This is a genomic window from Archangium minus, assembly GCF_044360475.1.
Classification (GTDB): domain Bacteria; phylum Myxococcota; class Myxococcia; order Myxococcales; family Myxococcaceae; genus Archangium; species Archangium minus.
In genome coordinates this window covers 12,595,001-12,618,375 of sequence record NZ_CP043494.1, presented here as the reverse complement: position 1 = coordinate 12,618,375, position 23,375 = coordinate 12,595,001, and the positions used below count along the sequence as shown (strand labels likewise).

The 23,375-nt window shown below is 63.9% G+C and carries 14 protein-coding genes, 2 tRNA genes, 3 rRNA genes and 1 pseudogene; 16 read left to right on the top strand and 4 right to left on the bottom strand.

Annotated features, from left to right (window positions below; all coding sequences use genetic code 11):
* The first annotated feature begins 123 nt into the window (after window positions 1–123).
* Together def and F0U60_RS51960 are read left to right on the top strand one after the other, a co-directional pair.
* Window positions 124–642, top strand: a complete 519-nt coding sequence (def, locus tag F0U60_RS51965; RefSeq protein ID WP_395811965.1) for a peptide deformylase — start codon at window positions 124–126, stop codon at window positions 640–642.
* A 132-nt stretch (window positions 643–774) separates the two neighbouring features.
* Window positions 775–1,455: an SPFH domain-containing protein gene (locus tag F0U60_RS51960; protein WP_395811964.1), complete on the top strand. Its 681-nt coding sequence runs from the start codon at window positions 775–777 to the stop codon at window positions 1,453–1,455.
* 72 nt (window positions 1,456–1,527) lie between these two features.
* Here F0U60_RS51960 and F0U60_RS51955 read toward each other — a convergent pair whose 3' ends face one another.
* On the bottom strand, window positions 1,528–3,075 hold the full coding sequence (locus F0U60_RS51955) for a sigma-54 interaction domain-containing protein (RefSeq protein WP_395811963.1): 1,548 nt from the start codon (window positions 3,073–3,075) through the stop codon (window positions 1,528–1,530).
* A gap of 515 nt (window positions 3,076–3,590) precedes the next feature.
* On the opposite strand from F0U60_RS51955, the gene glnII reads away from it, so the two are divergent.
* Window positions 3,591–4,607 carry a glutamine synthetase GlnII gene (gene glnII / locus F0U60_RS51950; protein ID WP_395811962.1) on the top strand — a complete coding sequence of 339 codons (1,017 nt, stop codon included), beginning with the start codon at window positions 3,591–3,593 and terminating at the stop codon, window positions 4,605–4,607.
* Window positions 4,608–4,801: 194 nt separating this feature from the next.
* Here the strand turns inward: glnII and F0U60_RS51945 are convergent, their stop codons facing one another.
* Window positions 4,802–6,103, bottom strand: coding sequence for a PQQ-dependent sugar dehydrogenase (locus F0U60_RS51945; RefSeq protein WP_395811961.1), 1,302 nt, complete (start codon window positions 6,101–6,103; stop codon window positions 4,802–4,804).
* A gap of 165 nt (window positions 6,104–6,268) precedes the next feature.
* Between F0U60_RS51945 and F0U60_RS51940 the strand changes: the two genes are divergently transcribed.
* The 7 genes from F0U60_RS51940 to rrf all read left to right on the top strand — a co-directional run bounded on the left by F0U60_RS51940 (window position 6,269) and on the right by rrf (window position 14,336).
* On the top strand, window positions 6,269–6,457 hold the full coding sequence (locus F0U60_RS51940; RefSeq protein WP_395811960.1) for a CsbD family protein: 189 nt from the start codon (window positions 6,269–6,271) through the stop codon (window positions 6,455–6,457).
* Between the two features lie 120 nt (window positions 6,458–6,577).
* On the top strand, window positions 6,578–7,042 hold the full coding sequence (locus F0U60_RS51935; protein ID WP_395811959.1) for a DUF2892 domain-containing protein: 465 nt from the start codon (window positions 6,578–6,580) through the stop codon (window positions 7,040–7,042).
* 1,848 nt (window positions 7,043–8,890) lie between these two features.
* Window positions 8,891–10,426, top strand: a 16S ribosomal RNA gene (locus F0U60_RS51930).
* Window positions 10,427–10,612: 186 nt separating this feature from the next.
* Window positions 10,613–10,686: transfer RNA gene (locus F0U60_RS51925), tRNA-Ile, on the top strand.
* A gap of 79 nt (window positions 10,687–10,765) precedes the next feature.
* A tRNA-Ala gene (locus F0U60_RS51920) sits at window positions 10,766–10,838 on the top strand.
* Window positions 10,839–11,082: 244 nt separating this feature from the next.
* Window positions 11,083–14,050, top strand: a 23S ribosomal RNA gene (locus F0U60_RS51915).
* A gap of 169 nt (window positions 14,051–14,219) precedes the next feature.
* Window positions 14,220–14,336 (top strand): 5S ribosomal RNA (gene rrf / locus F0U60_RS51910).
* The 16S, 23S and 5S rRNA genes sit together here with 2 tRNA genes alongside, the layout of an rRNA operon.
* A 795-nt stretch (window positions 14,337–15,131) precedes the next feature.
* On the opposite strand, the gene F0U60_RS51905 is transcribed toward rrf, so the two are convergent.
* Both F0U60_RS51905 and istA read right to left on the bottom strand, forming a co-directional pair.
* Window positions 15,132–15,467 carry an ATP-binding protein gene (locus F0U60_RS51905; protein WP_395811958.1) on the bottom strand — a complete coding sequence of 112 codons (336 nt, stop codon included), beginning with the start codon at window positions 15,465–15,467 and terminating at the stop codon, window positions 15,132–15,134.
* A gap of 137 nt (window positions 15,468–15,604) precedes the next feature.
* Window positions 15,605–17,117 (bottom strand): annotated as a pseudogene (gene istA, locus F0U60_RS51900) (IS21 family transposase).
* A gap of 809 nt (window positions 17,118–17,926) precedes the next feature.
* Between istA and F0U60_RS51895 the strand changes: the two are divergent.
* The 6 genes from F0U60_RS51895 (at window position 17,927) to F0U60_RS51870 (ending at window position 21,370) form a co-directional block, all read left to right on the top strand.
* Complete coding sequence (locus F0U60_RS51895; RefSeq protein ID WP_395811957.1) at window positions 17,927–18,403, top strand: hypothetical protein; 477 nt, start codon at window positions 17,927–17,929, stop codon at window positions 18,401–18,403.
* 149 nt (window positions 18,404–18,552) lie between these two features.
* Complete coding sequence (locus F0U60_RS51890; protein ID WP_395811956.1) at window positions 18,553–18,708, top strand: hypothetical protein; 156 nt, start codon at window positions 18,553–18,555, stop codon at window positions 18,706–18,708.
* An 18-nt stretch (window positions 18,709–18,726) separates the two neighbouring features.
* The gene (locus tag F0U60_RS51885) at window positions 18,727–19,920 is read left to right on the top strand and encodes a DDE-type integrase/transposase/recombinase (protein ID WP_395811955.1); all 1,194 of its coding nucleotides are present in this window, start codon (window positions 18,727–18,729) and stop codon (window positions 19,918–19,920) included.
* On the top strand, window positions 19,917–20,729 hold the full coding sequence (locus F0U60_RS51880) for an ExeA family protein (RefSeq protein WP_395811954.1): 813 nt from the start codon (window positions 19,917–19,919) through the stop codon (window positions 20,727–20,729). Before F0U60_RS51885 ends, F0U60_RS51880 begins: the two co-directional genes overlap by 4 nt.
* A gap of 1 nt (window position 20,730) precedes the next feature.
* Window positions 20,731–21,021 carry a hypothetical protein gene (locus F0U60_RS51875; protein WP_395811953.1) on the top strand — a complete coding sequence of 97 codons (291 nt, stop codon included), beginning with the start codon at window positions 20,731–20,733 and terminating at the stop codon, window positions 21,019–21,021.
* 190 nt (window positions 21,022–21,211) lie between these two features.
* Window positions 21,212–21,370, top strand: coding sequence for a hypothetical protein (locus F0U60_RS51870; RefSeq protein WP_395811952.1), 159 nt, complete (start codon window positions 21,212–21,214; stop codon window positions 21,368–21,370).
* Window positions 21,371–23,375: the final 2,005 nt, after the last annotated feature.

Genomic DNA, 23,375 nt, shown 5'->3' with positions numbered 1-23,375 from the left:
TGTAGCAGCCACACGGGGAGTCTGGGCGAAAACAAGAAGGTGACGACTGGGGAGTCACACGGAGGCGTACCCGGTGTAGAAGGGGCGCTTCACGCGCGACAACGCAGGGAGAAGAGACACCGTATGGCTCGCGACATCGTCATCTGGCCGAACAAGGTCCTCAGCACGCCGACGAAGCCGGTGACGGACTTCGGGGAGAACCTCACGAAGCTGCTGGAGGAGATGTTCGACGCGATGAAGGAGGCGGAGGGGATTGGAATCGCGGCGAACCAGGTAGGAGTGCCGTTGAGGTGCTCGTGGGTGGGGAGGGAGGACGGGACGTTCTTCGAGATCATCAACCCACAGATTCTGGAGAAGTCGGGGCCGGTGACGCTGGAAGAGGGCTGCCTGTCGGTGCCGGAGCAGTACGAGAGGACGCCGCGGTTCCACAAGGTGAAGGTGAAGTACCAGGACCGAGCGGGCGAGTGGCACGAGCTGGAGGTAGAGGGGCGGTTGGCGCACGTGCTGCAGCACGAGATTGACCACCTGGACGGGCACGTCTTCGTGGACCACCTGTCCAACCTGAAGCGCAGCCTCATTCTGGAGAAGATGAAGAAGCTCCAGAAGGCCATGAAGCGCCACAAGGACAAGGACAAGGAGTAACCCAGACGGCGGTGCAGCGCTCTACGGTGCACATCGTGCGCAAGGGTACACCAAGGTGGGAGAGGTGGCCCTGGCGCGCGAGGGGTTGGGCGTGATGGAGTCTTTGCCCCCCTGTTGCCTGGAGCCGTGCACATGGAAACTTCCATCCTGCTTGCGATCACGGGAGTGGCCGCGACCTGTGGGGTGCTGCTGAAGAGCTACCGCCGGGTGGGGCCAGGGGAGGCGCTGGTGATAGCGCGTGGGGGTGGGCGCGCGCGGGTGCGCTTTGGGAGCGCGGTGGTGTTGCCGGTGGTGGAGAGGGCAGAGGTGTTGGATCTCTCCGTGCGCAAGGTGGTGGTGGAGAGGAGGGGGAGGCAGGGCTTGTCGTGCCAGGACGGAATCCGGGTGGACGTCAGGGCGACGCTGCTGGTGAAGGTGGAGCGGGAGGAGGAGGGGGTGCTGCGGGTGGCGAGGGAGGTGGGGTGCGCGAGGGCGAACAAGCCGGAGGCGGTGCAGGCGCTGTTGGAGGAGCGCTTGGCCAGTGCGTTGGCGGACTCGGCGAGCACGTTCAACTTTGACGAGCTGCTAGCGGACCGAAGCCTGTTCATCGACCACGTGATGATGGAGCTAGGCAGCGAGCTCTTCGGCTTCAAGCTGGAGCGGCTGTCCTTGGGGAGGCTGGAGCAGACGCCGCTGGACCAATTAGATCCAACGAACGTGCAGGATGCGAGGGGAATCCTGAAGCTCACAGGGCGAGCAACGCGCCTGGCGCTGGAGACAAGCGGAGAGAAAGACAACACCACCCCCTCTCCCTCCGGGAGAGGGACGGGGTGAGGGTATCAAGGCTCTCGGGTTGCCAGTAAGAGTGTAATCAAGACACTCGAGTTGCCTCTCGAGTTGCCTCACTCACCCGCGGAACCGAGAGCAGTCGATCTCGTACTTAGTGACCTTGTAATTCACGATGCGCTCGGTGGTGCGAAGGAGGCGAGCGGCCTTGGCGCGATTGCCGCGGGTGCTCTTGAGGGCATCGAGGATCAAATCCTTCTCGAACTGCTCAACGGCGTCGGTGAGGGAGGTATTGGTCAGGGTCTCCGAGGCCTCAGCGGTCTGAAGAGTGGGAGGCAGGTGGTGGCCGTGGATGGCATTGCCATCGCAGACGAGGACGGAGCGCTCGATGATGTTCTCGAGCTCGCGGACATTGCCGGGCCAGTGGTAGCTGACGAGCATGTCGATGGCGGGGGTGGAGATGCGGCGGATGTTCTTGCCGTGTTCGCGCGAGTACTTGGCGACGAAGTGGTCGGCGAGCAGGAGCAGGTCTGACTTCCGTTCGCGCAGGGGAGGGATGAAGAGGGTGAAGACGTTGAGGCGGTAGTAGAGGTCCTCGCGGAAGGTCTTCTCGGCGATAGCGGTCTCGAGGTCCTTGTTGGTGGCGGCGATGAGGCGCACGTTGGCCTTGAGGGTTTCGGTGCCGCCGACGCGCTCGAACTCACGCTCCTGGAGGACGCGCAGGAGCTTGACCTGGGTGGAGAGGTTGATTTCACCAATCTCATCCAGGAAGAGGGTGCCGCCCTCGGCGAGCTCGAAGCGCCCGCGCTTGCGAGCCTGAGCGCCGGTGAAGGCGCCCTTCTCATAGCCGAAGAGCTCGGACTCGATGAGGGTCTCCGGGAGGGCGGCGCAGTTGACCTTGATGAAGGGCTTCTTGGCGCGGGTGGAGTTGTAGTGGATGGCGTTGGCGATGAGCTCCTTGCCGGTGCCGGACTCGCCGCGGATGAGGACGGTGGTGGTGGTGCGAGCGACCTGGTGGATCTGCTCGTACACCTGCCGCATGGGGCCCGAGGTGCCGATGATGTTGGAGAAGTCGTAGCGCTCGCGCAGCTCCTGGCGGAGGGTGGTGTTCTCCTCGAGGAGCTTCTTGCGCTCGTCTTCGAGGAGCCGGTGGGCGGAGAGGGCCTGGCCGATCATGGCGGCGACGACGCTGAAGAGGCGGGTCTCCTCGGCGTAGTCTCGCTCCTTGCGAAAGAGCAGGTCCACGCCGAGGGCGCCCACGGTCTTGCGGTGGACGAGGATGGGGACGCAGATGAAGGTGAGCTCCTGTCCGCTGTTGCGCCGGCCGAGGAAGGCGCGGTGGAGGAAGAGGGGCTCGCGGCTGACCTCGGGGACGACGATGGGCTTGCCGCTCTGGACGACGCGGCCGGTGATGCCCTCGCCGAGCTTGTAGCGGACGTTGCGACCCTCGGCGTTCAAACCAATGGAGGCCTCGATGTAGAGATCCTTGGAATCTGAGTCCATGAGGTTGACGGCGCCGCGGACGACACCGTGGTAGCGCTCGAGTCGCTCCAGGACGCGGTGGAGGGCGGCTCTCAAATCTTGAGCGCCGGCGAGGGCCTGGCTGACCTCCAGGAGGCTCGCCAGGGTGGGGTGCTTGCCTGACTGCTCGTCCAACCGCTTCGCCATGGAAAGGTGCTCTCCCTAGAAACCGAGCCCGTCCAGAGGGGGGCCCGAAGAGGTTCCTACATTTTTGTCGGTTCCTCGCGGAACTCCTACGAAATTGTAGCGCGAACTGTCGGCCCCCGAGGGAGCACAGGGCGAGGAGGCGTTCAGGAAGGGGCTCGGAGAAGGGCACTCGACGTCGGATTCAGGTCAAACGAAGGGGGCGCGGAGGGCCTCACGGCAGCGCGAGGAGCCGGAGAGCTGCCGTCGTTTCCCTCGGGGGGAGAGTCCATGTCCTACAAAAATGTAGGAACCTCGCGCGTCTCCTACAAAATTGTCGGAGTCACAAACCCCCTTTCGAGAGGGAGCGAGCAAAGGGGGCGAAGTAGGTCCCAAGCTATTTCGGGGGTTTCCGTCGAGCCCCCCTCCGTTTGAGCCCGTTGGCACCGCATCTGCAAAAGGGTCTCTGCGTCAGGCCCGAGGCGGGCCACCGAGACAATGGCCCGAGAGGGCTCCCGACAGCTTGGAGGACACGGAGAATGAGCGGCAAGGTGATGGCGGAGTACATCTGGATCGACGGGCAGCGTCCAACGGCGAAGCTGCGTTCCAAGATGAAGGTGTTGGATGGGGAGGTCCGCAGCGTCTCCGAGCTTCCGGACTGGAGCTTTGATGGCTCGAGCACCTACCAGGCGGAGGGCAAGAAGAGCGACCTGATGCTTCGGCCGGTGCGCTACATCCCGAACCCGCTGCGGCCTGGGACGAAGGACATCCTGGTGCTGTGCGAGGTGATGAATCCGGATGGAAGCCCGCACTGGAGCAACACGCGGGCGCCGCTGCGTGTGGTGGCGGAGAAGTGCGCCTCGGAGGAGGCGTGGTTCGGCATGGAGCAGGAGTACACGCTCTTCGAGGGCAACCGTCCGCTGGGCTGGCCGGACAAGGGGTTCCCGGCGCCGCAGGGTGGCTACTACTGTGGCGTGGGCAGCGACGAGGTGTTTGGGCGCAAGCTGGTGGAGTCGCACGCGGAGGCGTGTCTGCGCGCGGGCATCAAGCTGTGCGGCACGAATGCCGAGGTGATGCCCGCGCAGTGGGAGTTCCAGATTGGTCCCCTCTCGCCGCTGGAGATGGCGGACGAGCTGTGGCTGGCGCGTTGGCTGCTGTACCGGATGGGCGAGGAGTACGGCATCAGCGCCACGCTGCACCCGAAGCCGGTGAAGGGTGACTGGAACGGCACGGGCTGCCACACGAACTTCAGCACGAAGGCGATGCGCGAGCCGGGCGGCATCAAGGTCATCGAAGCGGCGTGCGAGAAGCTGCGTGGCAAGCACGAGGCTCACATTCAGGTTTACGGTGCGCACAACACGGAGCGTCTGACGGGTCTGCACGAGACGGCGCCGATCAACGTGTTCCGCTGGGGCGTCAGTGACCGTGGCTCGTCCATCCGCATCCCGCTGGGCACGGCGAATGATGGTCGCGGCTACTTCGAGGACCGCCGTCCGGCGGCCAACTGCGACCCGTACGAGGTTTGCCGCATCATGCTTGAGACGGTCTGCGGCTGAGACCGTCGTAGAGAACTCCTTGGGGTAAGGAGGCGTAGGCCCGTCGGGCGGGAGGTGTCGGGCCTCCCGTCCGTCGGGCCTCGCGTTTTTTTGGAGTGGAGCGGGCTTGGTGGACTCAGGGGGCCGCCAGCGCAGGCAGCGCGCAAGTGTGCGGCGCGCCGGGCCCGTTCCGCTTGCTGGTCACCAGGGTGAGCTCAGCTCCCCGTATAGGCGATGCGGTAGATGACGCCATTTGCGTCGTCGGTGACGAGCAGCGAACCATCCGCGGCCATGGCGGTACCGACGAGCCGGCCGAAGTGGGCCTGGCCGTTGTCGAGCAGCCAGCCGGAGACGAAGTCCTCGAAGCCGAGCGGGCGGCCCTGCGGATCGAAGCGGACGCGGACGACTTTGTAGCCAGTGGGCGGGTTGCGATTCCACGAGCCGCGCAGGGCGAGGAAGGCGTCGTTGCGGAACTCCGAGGGGAAGAGGGAGCCGGTGTAGAAGGTGAGCGTCATGGGCGCCGAGTGGCCCTGGTACTCGAGGGTGGAGGGCTGCGTGCGAGCGCAGTACTCAGGACGGGACAGGTCGCCCGGGGGCTCGGCGGAGATGAAGGCATCGATCTCCTGTTTGCCGGCGCAGAAGGGCCAGCCGTAGTCGCTGCCCTCCTGGATGAGGTTGAGCTCCTCGGGAGGGAAGTCATCGCCGCGGGAGTCGGAGCCGTGGTCCATGCCCCAGAGTTGTCCGGTGGTGGGGTGCCACGCGAAGCCGATGGTGTTGCGCAGGCCGCGGGCGAAGACGGAGCGGGAGCCCGTGGACGGCTCGACCCGTAGCAGGGTGGCGTGCTCGGGGTTGGATTCCGGGCAGGCATTGCAGGTACTGCCGATGGAGACGTAGAGCTTGCCATCAGGGCCGAAGGCGAGGGTGCGGTTGTTGTGCTGGCCGCCGTCGGGCAGGTTTCCGATGAGCTCACGGGGCTCGCCGAGCGAACCATCGGAGCGGATGTCGGCCACGTAGAGCTGTTTGACGGTGACGAGGTAGAGCTGATCGCCGCGCAGCGCGAGCCCGTGCACGCCGTTGTCCTTCTCTCCGAGTCCGGTGAGCACGGGGGTGGTTTGGTCGGCGCGCCCATCGCCGTTGGAATCGCGGAGGAGGGTGACGCGGCCGGCCTCGCGCTCGGTGACGTAGACGGAGCCATCGGGGCGGACGGCGAGGACGCGCGGGTTGGTGAGCCCCTGGGCGAAGACGTTGACGCTGAAGCCAGGGCGAACGGAGAGCTGACTCAGGAGCGCGTCACTGAAGGCGCGCTTGGCGGGGCGGACGAGGTTGTTCTCGGCGGTGACAGCACGCACCTGGGCTTGAGTGGGAGGGACCTGCGGAGTGGGAACGCGAGCCTCGGGTCCGGAAGCCGGTGGAGTGTCGCGCACCGAGGATGGCGGGTTGCCGGACGAGCAGGAGAGCGGCAGGAACAGGAGGGAGAGGGGCGCGAACCGGCGGAGGGGGAGGAGAGGAAGTCTCATGCGCATGGGAGGCGACGCTAGGGACGGGTCCCGAGAGTGGAAGTCGCCTGGGGTGGCATGTGATGGCTGCTGAGCACTCATGCGGACGAGCGCTCGAGGGGTGCTCGTCCTGTTCTTCGGTACCACCTTCTGGGTGTCGGCAATTGGATACCAAGGAGGGACACCATGGGTGAGTGGACGGACAAGCTGAAGGGGCGGGTGAAGGAGACGGTGGGCACGGCCACGGGTGACCGCGAGCTGGAGGCCGAGGGAAAGAAAGACACGCTCAAGGGAGAGGTGAAGGGAAAGATCGAGGACGTGAAGCGTGTCATCAAGGACGCGGATGACGAGGTGAAGGGGCGGCGGGAGCCGTAGCGGCGGAGAGAGTCGGGACAGCACACGGGCTGCGGGGAGTGTGTCCCCGTGGCCCGTTTGTCATGGAGAGCCCGAGGCACCACCTTCCGGTTGGACGCGTACGTCCCAGGGAGGTTCGGCATGGATGCCAGGCTGGAGCAGCTCCTCGCACCGCATCACGATCGAGTGCGCCGCCACGGGCCGGAGAAGGCCAACGAAGAAATCCTGAGGGAGACGCGCGAGCGACTCGCCCGGTACGCGGACCGGCCGTTGGACGAGGTGGAGCAGCGACTGGAGGAACTGGAGCGCGAGTGGGACCTCGAGCGTTCGTTGCAGGTGAGCGCGGCGGTGGGGTCGCTGGTTGGGCTGGCGTTGGGTGCGACGGGGAACCGGAAGTGGCTGCTGGTGCCGGGGGTGGTGGCGGGTCTGCTGCTTCAGTATGGGCTGACGGGGTGGTGTCCGCCGGTCTGGGTGTTGCGTCTGCTGAGGTACAGGACGCGGGGAGAGATCGAAGCAGAGCGGCTCGCGCTGAGGGTTCGGCGAGGCGATTTCCGGGGGATGGACGAGGCGCACTCGGCGAGTTCGGAGGGGCCGGGATGGGGCTGATAGCGCGTGTAGCCAGGCGGCGAGGAGTACCCAACCTACGGAGCCCAACCGTCTCCAGGAGTGCCACCTGCACGTCGCACAGGGATTCGCGCTCGAGTGAGGAGTTTGGGGATGAGACGAGGTGCTGCCTCCGTGGAGGGGAGCCTCTTGCGGTGGCGGTGCTGATGGAAGGGGTGTGGGGTGCTTTGGCAATGGGCTCACTCTGACCCTCAACCTGACTGGGGAGCGATTTCCATCTTGCTTAGAGGTCGGCCGAGCGAGTTGTGGGGGCAGCCTTCCTAGCTGCGGTGTTTTCGTGGTGGCGGATGCCGGTGCTCACATGGCGAATGTGAGTGGCAAGGGAAGTAGAGCTTGAGACGCTTCATCCTCTAGAGAGTCGGTATCCATAGTGCCGCTGGGCTGTTCACCACCTGGTTGCCTCAGCAGCGGAGCTCTTGGATAGAGGTTGGTACGCCGCTGACCGGCTGGGTGCATCGGGAACGCCTCAAAGGCTGCCGTGTGAATTGACATAGAGTAAGCCCGGTTTCACCTCTAGACAGACCAGGCAATTGACCAACGAAGAAGTAGAGGTGGGGGAGGCGAAAATCGTCTGCGCGGGAAGGAGAGTATTTTCCCGGAGGGTTCTCCCCAATGAGACCCGATGTTGCGTTGCTCCTCGGATCAGCCATCACGCTTGAGGGTTTGACGAGACAGCAGCAAAGCGTTAGGTACCGGTTCCCTTCGCTCGACCGGCTGGCGCAACGGCGCCGCACCCGAGAGAGCAAGGGGCGGAGTGGTGGGTTGCTCGAGCCACTTCAGTTCAGAGGAGCGAAACCGTACTGGCGGTGGGGCTCCTCGGACATTCGGAAAGACGGAATACGGAGTCGGAAGTGCGGGGTTGACTCCAAACGCGGCGGTGGTAGAAGCCGCGCCCCCTCGACCCGGCGAAGTCGCAACGGCGGCGAAGAACCCGGGCGAGCGGAAAGACGGAATACAGAGTCAGCGGTACGGAGTTGACTCTCAACGCGGCGGTGGTAGAAGCCGCCTCCCCTCGACCCGGCGAAGTCGCAACGGCGACGGAGAACCCGGGCGAGCGGAAAGACGGAATACAGAGTCAGCGGTACAGAGTTGACTCTCAACGCGGCGGTGGTAGAAGCCGCGCCCCTCAATTGAGCGGACGTCACAGCGGTGACGAAGCACAGCGGAGGGGAGCAAAAGAGAGTCGGCGAAGGCGGTTGACTCCTTTGGGGTGAGGCGATAGAAGCCGCGCCCCCTCGGACGGGAAGGCAAAGTCGCAACGGCGACGGAGGCCTCCGACCGAAGCAGTGAAAGACGAAATAGAAAGTCGGCGAGCGAAGTTGACTCCCCACGCGGCGGTGGTAGAAGCCGCCTCCCCTCGAAGCGGCGGGTGTCGCGAAAGCGACACAGTCGAAGCGAGGCGGAAGAGAGAGTCGGCGAAGCGAGTTGACATGAGACGCGGAAACGAAGTAGATTCCGCGCCCCTCCTCGAAAGAAGAAACAAAGCGCTCCGGCGCGATGTTGACTCCTCACGAGGCGAAGCGGTGAAACGGAGCGGCAACGGCCGCTTGACAGAAAAGCCGCTTCGAAATAAAGAAGGCAGCCCCGAGGTTGAATGGGGTGCCGCTGAGAAGTGAAAGCAGCGTAGCAGAAAGTCGCGGCGGCAACAAGCGGCTCGGTCTTTGAAAACCAAATAGCAAGCCCAAGAAGAAGACGATTGCGGAAACCGCAGTCAATTCTAAACGGCACCTCCAGCGAGTCGGCGTGAGTCGATTCCGAGGTGCCCTGAACAGCGAAGTCGGGTGTCCCTTAGCCGGGCCCTGACGGATGCCGGTTCAAAACCTTCAATTTCAATTGGAGAGTTTGATCCTGGCTCAGAACGAACGCTGGCGGCGTGCCTAACACATGCAAGTCGAGCGCGAATGGAGCAATCCTAGTAGAGCGGCGCACGGGTGCGTAACACGTGGATAATCTGCCTGGGTGTCTGGGATAACCAGTCGAAAGATTGGCTAATACCGGATAAGCCCCCGGGAGCTTCGGCTCCTGAGGGAAAAGGTGGCCTCTGTATACAAGCTATCACACCTAGATGAGTCCGCGGCCCATCAGCTAGTTGGCGGGGTAATGGCCCACCAAGGCGACGACGGGTAGCTGGTCTGAGAGGACGATCAGCCACACTGGAACTGAGACACGGTCCAGACTCCTACGGGAGGCAGCAGTGGGGAATTTTGCGCAATGGGCGAAAGCCTGACGCAGCAACGCCGCGTGTGTGATGAAGGTCTTCGGATTGTAAAGCACTTTCGACCGGGACGAAAACCCTCAGCCTAACACGCTGGGGCTTGACGGTACCGGGAGAAGAAGCACCGGCTAACTCTGTGCCAGCAGCCGCGGTAATACAGAGGGTGCAAGCGTTGTTCGGAATTATTGGGCGTAAAGCGCGTGTAGGCGGCTTTGCAAGTCGGGTGTGAAAGCCCTCAGCTCAACTGAGGAAGTGCGCCCGAAACTGCAGAGCTTGAGTGCCGGAGAGGGTGGCGGAATTCCCCAAGTAGAGGTGAAATTCGTAGATATGGGGAGGAACACCGGTGGCGAAGGCGGCCACCTGGACGGTAACTGACGCTGAGACGCGAAAGCGTGGGGAGCAAACAGGATTAGATACCCTGGTAGTCCACGCCGTAAACGATGAGAACTAGGTGTCGTGGGTGTTGACCCCCGCGGTGCCGTAGCTAACGCATTAAGTTCTCCGCCTGGGAAGTACGGTCGCAAGACTAAAACTCAAAGGAATTGACGGGGGCCCGCACAAGCGGTGGAGCATGTGGTTTAATTCGACGCAACGCGCAGAACCTTACCTGGTCTTGACATCCTCGGAATCCTTCAGAGATGAGGGAGTGCCCGCAAGGGAACCGAGAGACAGGTGCTGCATGGCTGTCGTCAGCTCGTGTCGTGAGATGTTGGGTTAAGTCCCGCAACGAGCGCAACCCTCGCCTTTAGTTGCCACGCAAGTGGATCTCTAGAGGGACTGCCGGTGTTAAACCGGAGGAAGGTGGGGATGACGTCAAGTCCTCATGGCCTTTATGACCAGGGCTACACACGTGCTACAATGGCCGGTACAACGCGTCGCCAACCCGCGAGGGGGAGCTAATCGCATAAAACCGGTCTCAGTTCAGATTGGAGTCTGCAACTCGACTCCATGAAGGCGGAATCGCTAGTAATCGCGGATCAGCACGCCGCGGTGAATACGTTCCCGGGCCTTGTACACACCGCCCGTCACACCATGGGAGTCGATTGCTCCAGAAGTCATCTCACCAAGAGGTGCCCAAGGAGTGGTCGGTAACTGGGGTGAAGTCGTAACAAGGTAGCCGTAGGGGAACCTGCGGCTGGATCACCTCCTTTCTAAGGAGACCGGGTGCACGGTGAGCGCTTCGGCGCCACAGGGTGCACCAGCAACGAAAGTTGCCGAGGTCGACCAGGTCAACGTTTCGCAATCGTCTAGGGCTTGCTGTTTGGTTTTGAGGGGCTGAGCCAGTCGTGGCTCGGTTCTTTGAGAATGAAGGTAGCTGTACGGGTAACTCACCAACTGGGCCTATAGCTCAGCTGGCTAGAGCGCACGCCTGATAAGCGTGAGGTCGGTGGTTCAAGTCCACCTAGGCCCACTCCGTTCCCCACTGGGGAAGCAGAGTGGCGACGACGGCCGGCAGGGGAAGGCAGGTGAGACACCACGACGCATTTTCCGGGGCTGTAGCTCAGCTGGGAGAGCGCTAGCTTTGCAAGCTAGATGTCGTCGGTTCGATCCCGATCAGCTCCACAAGTTTCTGACGCAAGTCAGAGCGTTCTTTGACAAGTGCATACGAAGGGTAGAATTCAATTTCTGCTGAGAGAAGTTCGACTCACTGGCGGAAGGCGAGTCTGAGCCGAGAGGCCAGGCGCGCTGGAAGCGGTGAGCTCAAGCAATGCATTCTTCCGGGTTCCGCAGCGAAGAGCTGGGGCCTGGACCTTGGTCTCGAGTTTTGAAAATCCCGCCGGGAGGCGGGCTTGCGAGGGATTAAGGTAAGTAAGCTACTAAGGGCGTGCGGTGGATGCCTAGGTGCCAAGAGGCGAAGAAGGACGTGGGTGGCTGCGAAAAGCTCCGGGGAGTTGCCAACCGAACGTTGAGCCGGAGATGTCCGAATGGGGAAACCCAGCGTGGTGAAAGCCGCGTTACCTCGGCCTGAATACATAGGGCCGAAGGAGCGAACCAGGGGAAGTGAAACATCTCAGTACCCTGAGGAAAAGAAAACAATGAGTGATTCCCGAAGTAGTGGCGAGCGAAACGGGAACAGCCTAAACCGGTGTCACGCAAGTGGCACCGGGGTTGCGGGTCCGCGGTAGGACCTTTGCTGGTTAGCGGAAGCACCTGGAAAGGTGCACCAAAGAGCGTGACAGTCGCGTACGCGAAAACCGGTGGAGGCCGAGCGGGGTACCCAAGTAGGGCGGGACACGTGCAATCCTGCCTGAATCTGCCGGGACCATCCGGTAAGGCTAAATACTCCTTGGCGACCGATAGTGGACAAGTACCGCGAGGGAAAGGTGAAAAGAACCCCAGTGAGGGGAGTCAAAAGAACCTGAAACCGCATGTCTACAAGCAGTCCGAGCACTACGTCGCAAGACAGTGCGAGGGCGTACCTTTTGCATCATGATTCGGCGACTTAATGTACGTAGCGAGGCTAAGCCGATAGGTGGAGCCGGAGCGAAAGCGAGTCCGAAACGGGCGACTACAGTTGCGTGCATTATAACCCGAAGCGGGGTGATCTACACATGGCCAGGTTGAAGTGAGGGTAACACCTCATGGAGGACCGAACTCATGAAAGTTGAAAATTTCTGGGATGAGCTGTGTGTAGGGGTGAAAGGCCAATCAAACTCCGTGATAGCTGGTTCTCCCCGAAAGATATTTAGGTATCGTCTCGAGGAATTCAATACCGGAGGTAGAGCACTGGAACGGCTAGGGGTCTCACCAGATTACCAAACCGTACCAAACTCCGAATGCCGGTAATTGTTATCTCGGGAAGCAGTCAGTGGGTGATAACGTCCATTGGCAAGAGGGGAATAACCCAGACCGACAGCTAAGGCCCCCAAGTCTAGTCTAAGTGAACACTAGAAAGGATGTGGCAGGTCATTGACAACCAGGAGGTTGGCTTAGAAGCAGCCATCCTTTAAAGAAAGCGTAATAGCTCACTGGTCGAGACAGGCCGCGCCGAAAATGTAACGGGGCTCAAGACTAGCGCCGAAGCTTCGGATTGCATGCGTCAGGCGCATGCAGTGGTAGGGGAGCGTTGCAACTACAGCGAAGGTAGACCGCAAGGGCTGCTGGAGTGGTTGCGAGTGCTGATGCCGAAATGAGTAGCGATAAAGGGGGTGAGAAACCCCCTCGCCGTAAACCCAAGGTTTCCTGGGTCAAGTTAATCTTCCCAGGGTTAGCCGGGACCTAAGCCGAGGCCGAAAGGCGTAGGTGATGGCAAGCAGGTTAATATTCCTGCGCCATCTTGTAGACGTTGAACCGAGGAAGGACGGAGAAAGCTAGACGAGCTGGCCGGTGGTTGTGCCAGTCCAAAGGCGTAGGGGTGTCGCGTACGATGAAAAGGCGCGGCAGCTATCCCCGAGACCCCATGGCACCCCTCACGGGGTAAGTCGTTGATGCTCGGCTTCCAAGAAAAGTTCCGCGGGAGTCTACAGGGTGTCCGTACCGCAAACCGACACAGGTGGGTGAGGAGAAAATCCTAAGGCGCTTGAGAGAACTCTCCTCCAAGGAACTAGGCAAATTTCCACCGTAACTTCGGAAGAAGGTGGGCCTCTGGTAGGTGAAGGCGTACAGCTGGAGCCGAGAGAGGTTGCAGAGAAATGGCGGTAGCGACTGTTTACCAAAAACACAGGACTCTGCGAAGGCACGAAGCCGACGTATAGGGTCTGACTCCTGCCCGGTGCTGGAAGGTTAAGGGGATTCGTCAGCCGCAAGGCGAAGCGATGATCCGAAGCCCCAGTAAACGGCGGCCGTAACTATAACGGTCCTAAGGTAGCGAAATTCCTTGTCGGGTAAGTTCCGACCTGCACGAATGGAGTAACGACTTCCGCACTGTCTCGGAGAGGGACTCAGCGAAATTGAAATAGCTGTGCCGATGCAGTTTACCCGCAGCAAGACGGAAAGACCCCGTGAACCTTTACTACAACTTGACAGTGACACTAGGGTTCGACTGTGTAGGATAGGTGGGAGCCTTTGAAGCCGGGCCGCTAGGTTCGGTGGAGGCAACGGTGAAATACCACCCTGTCGGATTCTGGTGTCTAACCATGCCCCCTCAACGGGAGCTGGGACACTGTCTGGTGGGTAGTTTGACTGGGGCGGTCGCCTCCCAAAATGTAACGGAGGCGCGCGATGGTTCCCTCAGCCCGATTGGAAACCGGGCGTCGAGTGCAATGGCATAAGGGAGCTTGACTGCGAGACAGACATGTCGAGCAGGTGCGAAAGCAGGTCATAGTGATCCGGTGGTCCTGAATGGAAGGGCCATCGCTCAACGGATAAAAGGTACTCCGGGGATAACAGGCTTATCTCCCCCAAGAGTTCACATCGACGGGGAGGTTTGGCACCTCGATGTCGGCTCATCGCATCCTGGGGCTGGAGCAGGTCCCAAGGGTTTGGCTGTTCGCCAATTAAAGCGGTACGCGAGCTGGGTTCAAAACGTCGTGAGACAGTTTGGTCCCTATCTGCTGTGGGCGTAGGATACTTGAGAGGCTCTGACCTTAGTACGAGAGGACCGGGTTGGAGACACCGCTGGTGTACCAGTTGTCTCGCCAGAGGCATCGCTGGGTAGCCATGTGTCGATTGGATAACCGCTGAAAGCATCTAAGCGGGAAACCGACCTCAAGAACAGGTATCCCGGGCGCAAGCCCCTGAAGACCCGTCGAAGACTACGACGTTGATAGGCCGGGTGTGTAAGCGCGGTAACGCGTTGAGCTAACCGGTACTAATTGGTCGTGCGGCTTACTTTACCTCAATCTCTCACAGGCTCCACCGAAACGGGGGAGTAAGGGATTCGAGGCCAAGGTCGAGGCCCCTGAGCGCGCTCCGAAAGCGAGTGGCGCCGGGCTCGGAAGAAGGCACCAGCTTCTGTCAGCAGGAAATTGAAAACTACCCTTTGTATGCACGCGTCACATGTTTTCCGGTGGCAATGTCGGAGGGGTCCCACCCGTTCCCATCCCGAACACGGAAGTTAAGCCCTCCAGAGCCGATGGTACTCCGCGGGAAACCGCGCGGGAGAGTAGGTCGCTGCCGGATTTTTTTTGAAGGCCCCGAGTCCTCACACCCATGTGTGGACTCGGGGCCTTCGCCTTTGCGGGCTACTCTAAGTCTCGGCTTCGTGGGGCTGGGCGTCCAGGGGTCCGTCCGGCTTTCGACGTGAGGGGATGGGCTTGAAACGGGTGGGGCGCGGCGACGGGCTCAACCGGAGAAACCGTTGTGATCAGATCGAGAGCCGGAGCAGGGCGAGCTCAGGATGTATCGGTCGGGCGCAGGTACTTCCGGCGACGGGCTGCAACTGATTCCTGGCCGGCGAAGAGGCGGCAGGCGGGAGGCTGCTATGGCACCTGTTTCGTCAGCCAGGCGTTGAATTGCTCCAGCACCCGATCTTCTTCTGGCGCCAGACTTGATGCGCGCTCGTGCGGACAAGGCCTACGGCCAGCGCTTCGTGCTCCACCCGGTATGATTCGCGGATAGCGTCCATGGACTCTTGGGCCTTGGACGCAACGGGGACGGGGAGCGCCTTGAAGCGTCTGCCCGCTGCGGCTCGGGTTGAGGGCCCTGGCCAGACTGTGCAGCGGCTACCAGGTGCGCCAGCAATGCTCGTACTTTGGCTCTTGTCGCACAGGCGCACGGACCCGGGCGTCGTCACAATGCCCTCGTCGCACGCACACGCGAGCGTTTCATGTGTACCTGGTGCTTCAGACGTGCCGGTACGTCCTCATAGATGTTACCGCGCAGCGTAGATGGGAGAGATCGGCCCGGAAAAGGACCGACTGGATGATGGGAGGAGCCGTAGGGGCGTGGAGTGGCCCATCACCCAACAGGTTCGGGTCAAGCCATGACGGGTGAGGTAGTGCGCAAGCCCGAGGAGGGCGGGGCCCGCGCGGCAGGGAGTGCCGCCCCTCCACCCACTTCGAGGTGGACAGCTCCATCACCTGCGCCTTCGTCGTCCTCCAGGCACGCCTGCTGGCGCAGCTTCGCGTGCTGCAAGCGCGTGCTCAGCTTCTTGTTCTCCCGATACATCCATTCCGCGTCCGCCAACAGGCCCACCAGGTCCGTCGCCGACGCGTCCTTGTCGGGGGCCTTCTCCATCCACTCGCGCAGGTAGTTGGCCATGCCGTGCAGCTTCATCGCGCTCAGCATCTCCAGCGTCTGGTCCACCAGCATTTCTCTTCTCCTTGGGTCTTCTCGTCGGCCGCAGCGCGCCCTGTTGTCAGGGCGCGCGCAGGCCCTCGCCGATGCGGGTGAGACCCGTGTCCGGCACCGGCCAGCAGTGTCCGCGCACAGCCGCGCGGGCACGTCTCTCAGTGGTAGTAGTCGGCCCCGCGCACGTTCTGGTGCTCGGGCAACGGGCCTTTCACCTCGCGCGCCTCGTCGGCGTCCTCGAGGCGGTGCTGGAGGATGGCGGCCACGGACTTGTAGCTGATGGCGCGGTGACGCAGCGCCCGTGCACACGCCTTCTCCACGCGCTGCGGGCCGTACTTCTCCTTGTCAGCCAGACGGATGATGCCCAGCGCCGAGCGGAAACCCTGCTGCGGGTGGGGCCGACGCTGCATCAGCTCCTCCACCAGTTGCGCGCACGTGGGCCCCACGCTCTGCGCCCACTGCACCACGCGAGAGGGCGTCCACTCGGCGTGCTGCCGGTGCGAGGCCGGCATGTGCCCAGCCTGCGTGGTGAAGCGTCCGCGCTGCTGACTGCGCACGTGGCTGGCGACACGCCGGCCCGCGAGGAAGACTTCGACGCACGCTTCCGTGTGACGCAGCTCCACCTCCTCGCCTACCAGCCCGTAGGGCATGCTGTACCAGTGTCCCTCCAGCTCCACGTGGTAGTCGATGTTGACGCGCGCCTTCTTCCAGAAGGCCAGCTCGTACGGGCGGCTCGGCAGCGGCTCTCTCCACCTCCTCGAAGAGCTCCCGCCGCGACTTGCCCAGCTTTCGCATGGGCCTGTCGTTGAGCTTCTCCAGCAGCGGCTTCACCGCCTCGCTCACCTTGGAGAGCGAGGTGTAGTGGTGGTGGCGCAGTTCCGCCAGAATCCACCGCTCGGCCAACAGCACGCCCACTTCTACCTTCGCCTTGTCCCTCGGCCGCCGCGGGCGCGCCGGAAGAATCGCGAAGCCGTAGTGTCGCGCCAGGTCCGCGTACGTCGGATGGGTGTCCGGCTCGTAGCGGTGCGCTCGCGTGACTCCCGCCTTGAGGTTGTCCGGCACCACCAACTCCGTCACACCGCCGAAGTACGCGAACGCGCGCACGTGGCAGCCCACCCACGTGGCCATGTCCTCGTTGAAGACGGGCTCCGCGTACGTGAGATTGCTGGCCCCCAGCACCGCCACGAAGAGCTTCGCCACGCGCACCTCTCCCGTGACGGCGTCCACCACCTGCACCCCGTCACCGCTGAAGTCCACGAAGCTTTTCTCCCCAGTACGGTGCTCCTGCCTCATGGTGACGCTCGCGCCTTGCAGCCACCGGCCGTAGCGCTCGCAGAAGCGGCTGTACTGGTACCCGCCCGGGTGCGTCTCCAGGTACTCCTGCCACAGCAACTGCTTCGTCACTCCCTTCTTCTTGAGCTCCGCGTGGATGTGCGCCCAGTCCGGCTCCGGTCGCTCCGCCGCGGCCTTGCTGTCACCGGGGAACAGCAGCGCTGTGAGCGCCGCGTCGTCATCCAACTCCGGCGGTAGCGGCCACGGCAGCTTCGCTACCCGTGCTCGCCCCAAGTAGTCGCACACCGTGCCGTTGCCGACATTCAGGCTCGCCGCTATCGCCCGCGTCGACAACCTGGCCTCGAACCTCAACCGGAACAACTCTCGCAGCTTGCGCATGGACAGCCTCTCTGCCGCCATCTCCACCTCCTGAAAGGGAGGCCGGAGAGGCCCGTTGCTGCCCAGCACCGTTGACGCTCCGCCCGGCTCCTCAGCAGTCCCTCGCGCCCCCGTCAAGGAGGTGCTCGGTATGCCCGGAACAGGTGCTCACCTTGCCCGGAATGCCCGCTCGGCATCCCCGGAATCGGTGCTCACCTTGCTCCGGAACGGGTGCTCACCTTGGCCCGGAATTGGTGCTCGAGATCGCCCGGTGCACGCAGCCAGTGCCTTGCGCATCGGCTCAGCGTAGGCCCTCCGCTATTATGTCGGGGACTTTTGGTCACCTACTTAGCGCTCTCTCAACAGACTCGAACAAGAGGAGTAGACGGCGCTGCGCCCGCAGCCTTCGCGTCCACTGCCACGTGTTACCGCGCAGCTTGGATGGGGGAGATCGGCCCGGAAACGGACCGACTGGATGATGGGAGAAGGCGTAGGGGCGTGGAGTGGCCCATCACCCAGGAGGTTCGGGTCAAGTCATGACGGGTGAGGTAGTGCGCGAGCCCCAGGAGGGCGGGGCCCGCGCGGCAGGGAATGCCGCTCCGAGGCCCTGCCTGGGCGCGGAGAAAAAGAGGCCCGTGACCGTGTAGCAGCACGGCACGGGCCAGGGCTCCGCGCAGACAGTGGAGAAAGAGAAGCGGAGCAGCCAAGGAATCATCCGAGTCGCGCTGTCAGTCAAGACCTGGAAGCAGGGGCCACCGGACGTGGAGGCGGTGAGGCCTGGGAGGTGCCCCGGGTGCGGCGCGGCGAGCCGGCCGGTGGGAGGCAGGGTGGTGCTGCAGGGGCACGGCAAGAGAAGCCGGCAGGTGCTGGGGCCCGAGGAGCCGGGAGGTACGCCCAGGCAGGTGGAGGTGCAGGTGCGGCGCTACCGCTGCCAGGAGTGCGGGGCCACGTGCACGGTGGCGCCGTGGGAGGTGTGGACGCGGCGGCTGTACTCGCTGGCGGCGATAGTGTGGGCCTTGGCGTTGTGGGGCGTGGTGGGGCTTGGGCTGGCAGCGGTGCGTGAGCGCGTCAGCCCCTGGGTGCACGTGGGAGCCACTTCGGCCCGGCGCTGGCGCACGCCGCTTGAGTGGGTGGAGGCGGTGGAGGAGCGCAGGCTGCTGTCACGGGTGCGTCCCTGGCCAGCCGGGTGGGAAGCGCGCCGGGCGGCGGCGCACGTGGCCAGCACGGTGGCGGGCCATGCACCGCCGAGCGCGCCCTCGCCGCCCCTGGCGGTGCAGGCTTTCCGAGGAGCCGTGCACGCAGCGTGAGGGGGTGGCGGGGTGGGGCAAAGGCCCCAGGCAGCCCCCACCCGAGAGGTTGCCTCCCCGCGCCGGCTGGCGGCGGGCACGGTGGGAGTGCGCCCGCGGCGTGTGGCCACTTGGGGCCGGCGACTGGCGGGCGCGGGAGAAACCCACGTATGGAAGGCCTCACCCCCAAGTCCCACGCCGAAGCGGTGGCGGTGTTCCGCCACGGAGTGCTGGGCGCCCTCACCCAGGCACAATTGGAGAAGGGGCAGTTGCGCGCGGCGCTGCTGTCCCTCAGCCAGCAGCGCTTCCGCTCCCCTGGCGCCTAGGCCACGCGCAGCTTCTCGGTGCCTACCCTGGAGCGCTGGTACTACGCCTACAAGCGCCAGGGCCTGCCAGGGCTTTTGCCCACCGCGCGCGGCGACAAGGGCCGCGCCCTGGCCCTCACCCCCGAGCAGCGTCAGTTGCTGCTGGACATCCGCAAGGAGCACCCCTCGGCCTCGGTGCCCCTCATGCTGCGCACCCTGGAGGCGGACGGACGACTGGAGACGGGCGCGGTGTCGGCGGCCACCGTGCGCCGGCTGCTGCGCGAGGCCGGGCATACCCGCCAGGCCCTGCGCGACTCCTCTTCCAGCCATACCCGCCTGCGCTGGCAAGCCGAGGCTCCCATGGCCCTGTGGCATGGCGACGTGTGCCACGGCCCCTCCCTCACGCTGGAGGGCAAGACACTCCCTCTTCGTCTCCACGCCCTGCTGGACGACGCCAGCCGTTACGTGGTGGCCCTGGAGGCCCACCACTCCGAGCGCGAGGTGGACATGCTGGGCTTGCTGGTGCGCGCGCTGCGCCGCCACGGAAAACCCGACGCCCTCTACCTCGACAATGGCAGTACCTACCGCGGCGATACCCTGGCCACCGCCTGCGCCCGTCTGGGCACCACCCTGTTGCACGCACGCCCCTACGACCCGCAGGCCCGCGGCAAGATGGAGCGTTTCTGGCGCACGCTGCGCGAGGGCTGCCTGGACTTCCTGGGCAGCCTCTCCAGCCTCCACGACGTGAATGTGCGCTTGTGGGCCTTCCTCGACGAGCACTACCACCGCGCTCCCCACTCCTCGCTGCTGGGGCGCTCGCCCCTGACTGTCTTCCAACGCCATACGCCCACGCCCGACGGCTTCGACGAGCAGCGATTGCGCGAGGCCCTCACCCTGCGCATTCGCCGCCGCGTGCGCCGTGACACCACCGTGAGCCTCGGGGGCGAGGATTATGAAATGGACGCCGGCCACCTGGTGGGCCGCGTGGTGACGCTCTGCCGCTGCCTGGTGGACGCGCAGGAGGCGCCCTGGGTGGAGCACGAGGGCCAGCGCATTGCCTTGCACCCGGTGGACCCGGTGCGCAATTCCCGGCGCGAGCGACCCTGGCGCCGCCCTCACCTGGAGGAGACTGTCCCCAGCCACCCGGCCTTCGACCCGCCGCGCGCCCTGCTGGACAAGGCCGTGGGCCGTCCTCCCGCCCATGCCGCCGACGAGGACGGAGGTGCGGCATGACGCCCCCCTACCTCTCCCACTTCGGCCTCTCCCTGGCCCCTTTCTCCAAGGAGATTGCCGATGCCGACCTCTGGCTGCCCTCCTCCAAGAGCGCGCTGGTGGAGGAGCTGTGCGAGGCCCTTCGCCAGCGCCAGAGCGTGGTACTCACCGGCGAGCCGGGCGTAGGAAAGACCTGCGTGCTGCGCGCGCTGCGCCAAAGGCTGCCCCACAGTGGCTTCCGCCTCACCTACTGCCACAATGCCACCCTGGGCCGGCGCGACTTCTACCGCCAGCTGTGCCTGGCGCTGGGACTCAAGCCCTCGGCCACCGCGGCGGCCGTCTTCTACGCCGTGGCCACCCACGTGGAGCAGCTGGGCCAGGAGCGCACCCACCCCGTGTTTCTCCTGGACGAGTCCCACCTGCTGCACCAGGACGTGCTCGACCACCTGCACATACTCCTCAACTACCAGTGGGACTCCCAGGCCCTGCTCAGCCTGGTGCTGGTGGGCTTGCCGGAGCTGGAGGGGCGGCTGGCCCGCCGACACAACCGCAGCCTCTACTCGCGACTGCACACCCGGCTGAATCTCTCCTCCCTCTCGCCCGAGGACACCGCCGAATACCTGCGCGTGCGTCTGGCCCAGGCCGGGTGCGAGCGCGAGCTGTTTGCCTCCGACGCCGTGGCCATGCTGCACGAGGCGGCCAGTGGCGCCCTGCGCGACATGGACCGCCTGGCCACCGCCGCGCTGCGCGAGGCCGCTCGCAAGAAGAAGAAACTGGTGGAGCGCGACACCCTGGCGCGTGTCCTCGACACCGGCTCCCAGGAGGACTGACATGGACGACCACTTGGAACTCGTCCTGTGCGCCCCGGAGCTCGCCGTGCTCTCGGCTCTGGAGGCCACGCTCTCCGCCTCCGCTGCGGCCCTCACCGCCGCCCACGCGGAGCTGGAGGCCGAGGACTTCGCGGCCTCTCCTCATCCACCCTCCGCCCAGGCGTGTCTGGCCGCGGCTCTCCTCACCCAGGTGGAGGCGCTCCAGCACTCCCTGAGCCGCTACCGCACCCTCGTCGTCATGCAGGAGGAGTGGGCGCGTGTCGCGCCTGCCTCCGAGCTCGCATCCAGCTGATCCTCACTCCGGTCGGCCCTCGCTGGACGTGCGCGCCCACTGCTCACGTCCAGTGAGGGCTCCATCAACGAGTGTGACGCGCGCCCGTGCGTCCTCGTTGATGCCCATCAACCAGCCGGTCCAAATCTCCATCAACAAGCGTGCGCGGTAACAGCCACGTCGGCAGCAGAGGCTCAATCAATGGTAGCCAATGACGCGTTCGTTGATGTGGACACGGTGCGATACAAGCGTGCCGCACCGGCTGGTGCGCGAAGGCCCCGAGGCGCAGGTGCGCGAGCAACCGGTGCGCATCTTCCACGCGGCCACGCTGGTGACCACCGACGTACGTGGCAAGGAGCCATATGCCTAGCGTCAATTACTTTTTCCCCTTGGCGACAATTACACTTCCCCATCGGGTTGATGCCCGGACTGCAGCCACCAGCCGACGCGGACTCCAACTCTGTGGGGCCGGCACATTCGGTCGCCTCCAGCGCATACGAAAGACCGATGAAACTCGACACCTGCGCGCACAGGGCAACTCCCTCTCAACCTCCGCGAGTTTGCGTCTCACGTCAGCGGCGCGCAGAGCCTCGTAGCCACGCTTGCATGTGCAGGTCATCGCGCGCAGTCGGCGTAGTGGCATCTGGCTGTCCATCACCAGTTCCTCCCGCAGTTACATACGTACCAACCACTCCAGTGGCAAGATGAAGCCATATTTCTGCAGTGCGATGCGGACGGCGACTTCCACCGAGTAGAGCCCCCTCTCGAGGAAATGCGGCAGGAATGGAGCGCTGATGGACACGCACCTGCTGGTGGGTTCTTGGCCGGAGCTCACGCTGCCGACCAACACGAGTGAGTGGCGACACCTCCGCCGCAGTGCCAGTTGCGCATTGAGCAGAGCAGAATTGAGTGGGCTCCAATTGTAACCGCGCTTAGGCTACCTCGTCCTGGGCTCGGGCATTCTCCTGCACCAACAATTCCAAGCGCTGGTGCAGTTGCTCCTTCTCCGCATTGAACAGCGCGGCCATCTGCTTGGCCGTCTCCAAATGCGGCGTACGCCCAAGACGCGGCGGCGCACCGGGGCCGAGCAGCAGTGCGCAGTAGATCCGTGGAATGGAGCGGCAGAGAGGGCATCGCTGTCGTCGTCAAGGCGCTGTTGGCCCATGAGGGAGAGTCGGGCCAATGTGCGCACCAAACGACGCGTGGAGGATAAGAGACGACGGCAGGTGCAACGCAGCGAAGGTTGCCACGGGGCGGGGCTGCAGATGCAGGTGGACTTCGGCGAGAAGAAGGTGTTCCAGGGCGGGCAGAGGGTGAAGGAGCTTCTACCTGTGGCGTGCTGAGATTCTCGCACCGGCTGTTCGTGCGAGCCGTTCTTAATCAGCGCGGAGACGACTAGCGCTAGGGCATGCATGGTCGCAGCCTTCGTGATCTTCGGAGGCGTGCTGCTAGAGGTGCTCGGGGACAGTGCCCGGCCACTCGTTGACGAGCACGACAGACAAGCTGGCACCGTGCGCATCCACCCAGCCTAGGTGGATGCGCTCGAGTACTCGCGGGGTGTAGGGGGGAGCGGAACTTCCGGTCCTGCAGCACGTCTGCCTGTGCTCCCTTCTTGTGCTAACTTGGCTGCTCTGCTGGCAATGGGCTGAGCCCCCCTTTTCCCCGTTGAACTGGGAAGAAGCAGGGGGTGAATGCGAGGACCCAATAATGGGGCGCGTGTCCGCACTTGCCCGTTGTCTCTGGTTCCTCGAGCTGTTCCACCTGGCCAATAAGGACGCCGGAAGGGATTGAACGCCCAGGAGGGCGACGCAGGTGACATCCTTCCTGGCGAGGGCGCTCGCTGTACTAAGCAGAGCGCGCCTCAACGGGAAGAATGGGTCGACCAGGGCAGTTGACTTCAAACGCGGCGGTGGTAGAAGCCGCGCCCCCTCGACCCGGCGAAGTCGCAACGGCGGCGGAGAACCCGGACGAGCGGAAAGACGGAATACGGAGTCGGCGGTACGGAGTTGACTCTCAACGCGGCGGTGGTAGAAGCCGCGCCCCTTCGATGAGGCGCCAGTCACAGCGGTGACGACGCTCAGCGAAGGGGAGCAAGAGAGTCAACGAAGGCAGTTGACTCCCCTGGGGTGAGGCGATAGAAGCCGCGCCCCTCTCGAACGGGAAGCGAGGTCGCAACGGCGACGAAGCGCTCCGGACGAGCTCAGTGAAAGGCGAAATACAAAGTCAGCGAGCGAAGTTGACTTCCGGCGCGGCGGTGGTAGAAGCCGCCACCCCTCGAAACGGCGGGTGTCGCGCAGGCGACACAGTCGAAGCGAGGCGGAAGAGAGAGTCGGCGAAGCGAGTTGACACGAGACGCGGAAACGAAGTAGGTTCCG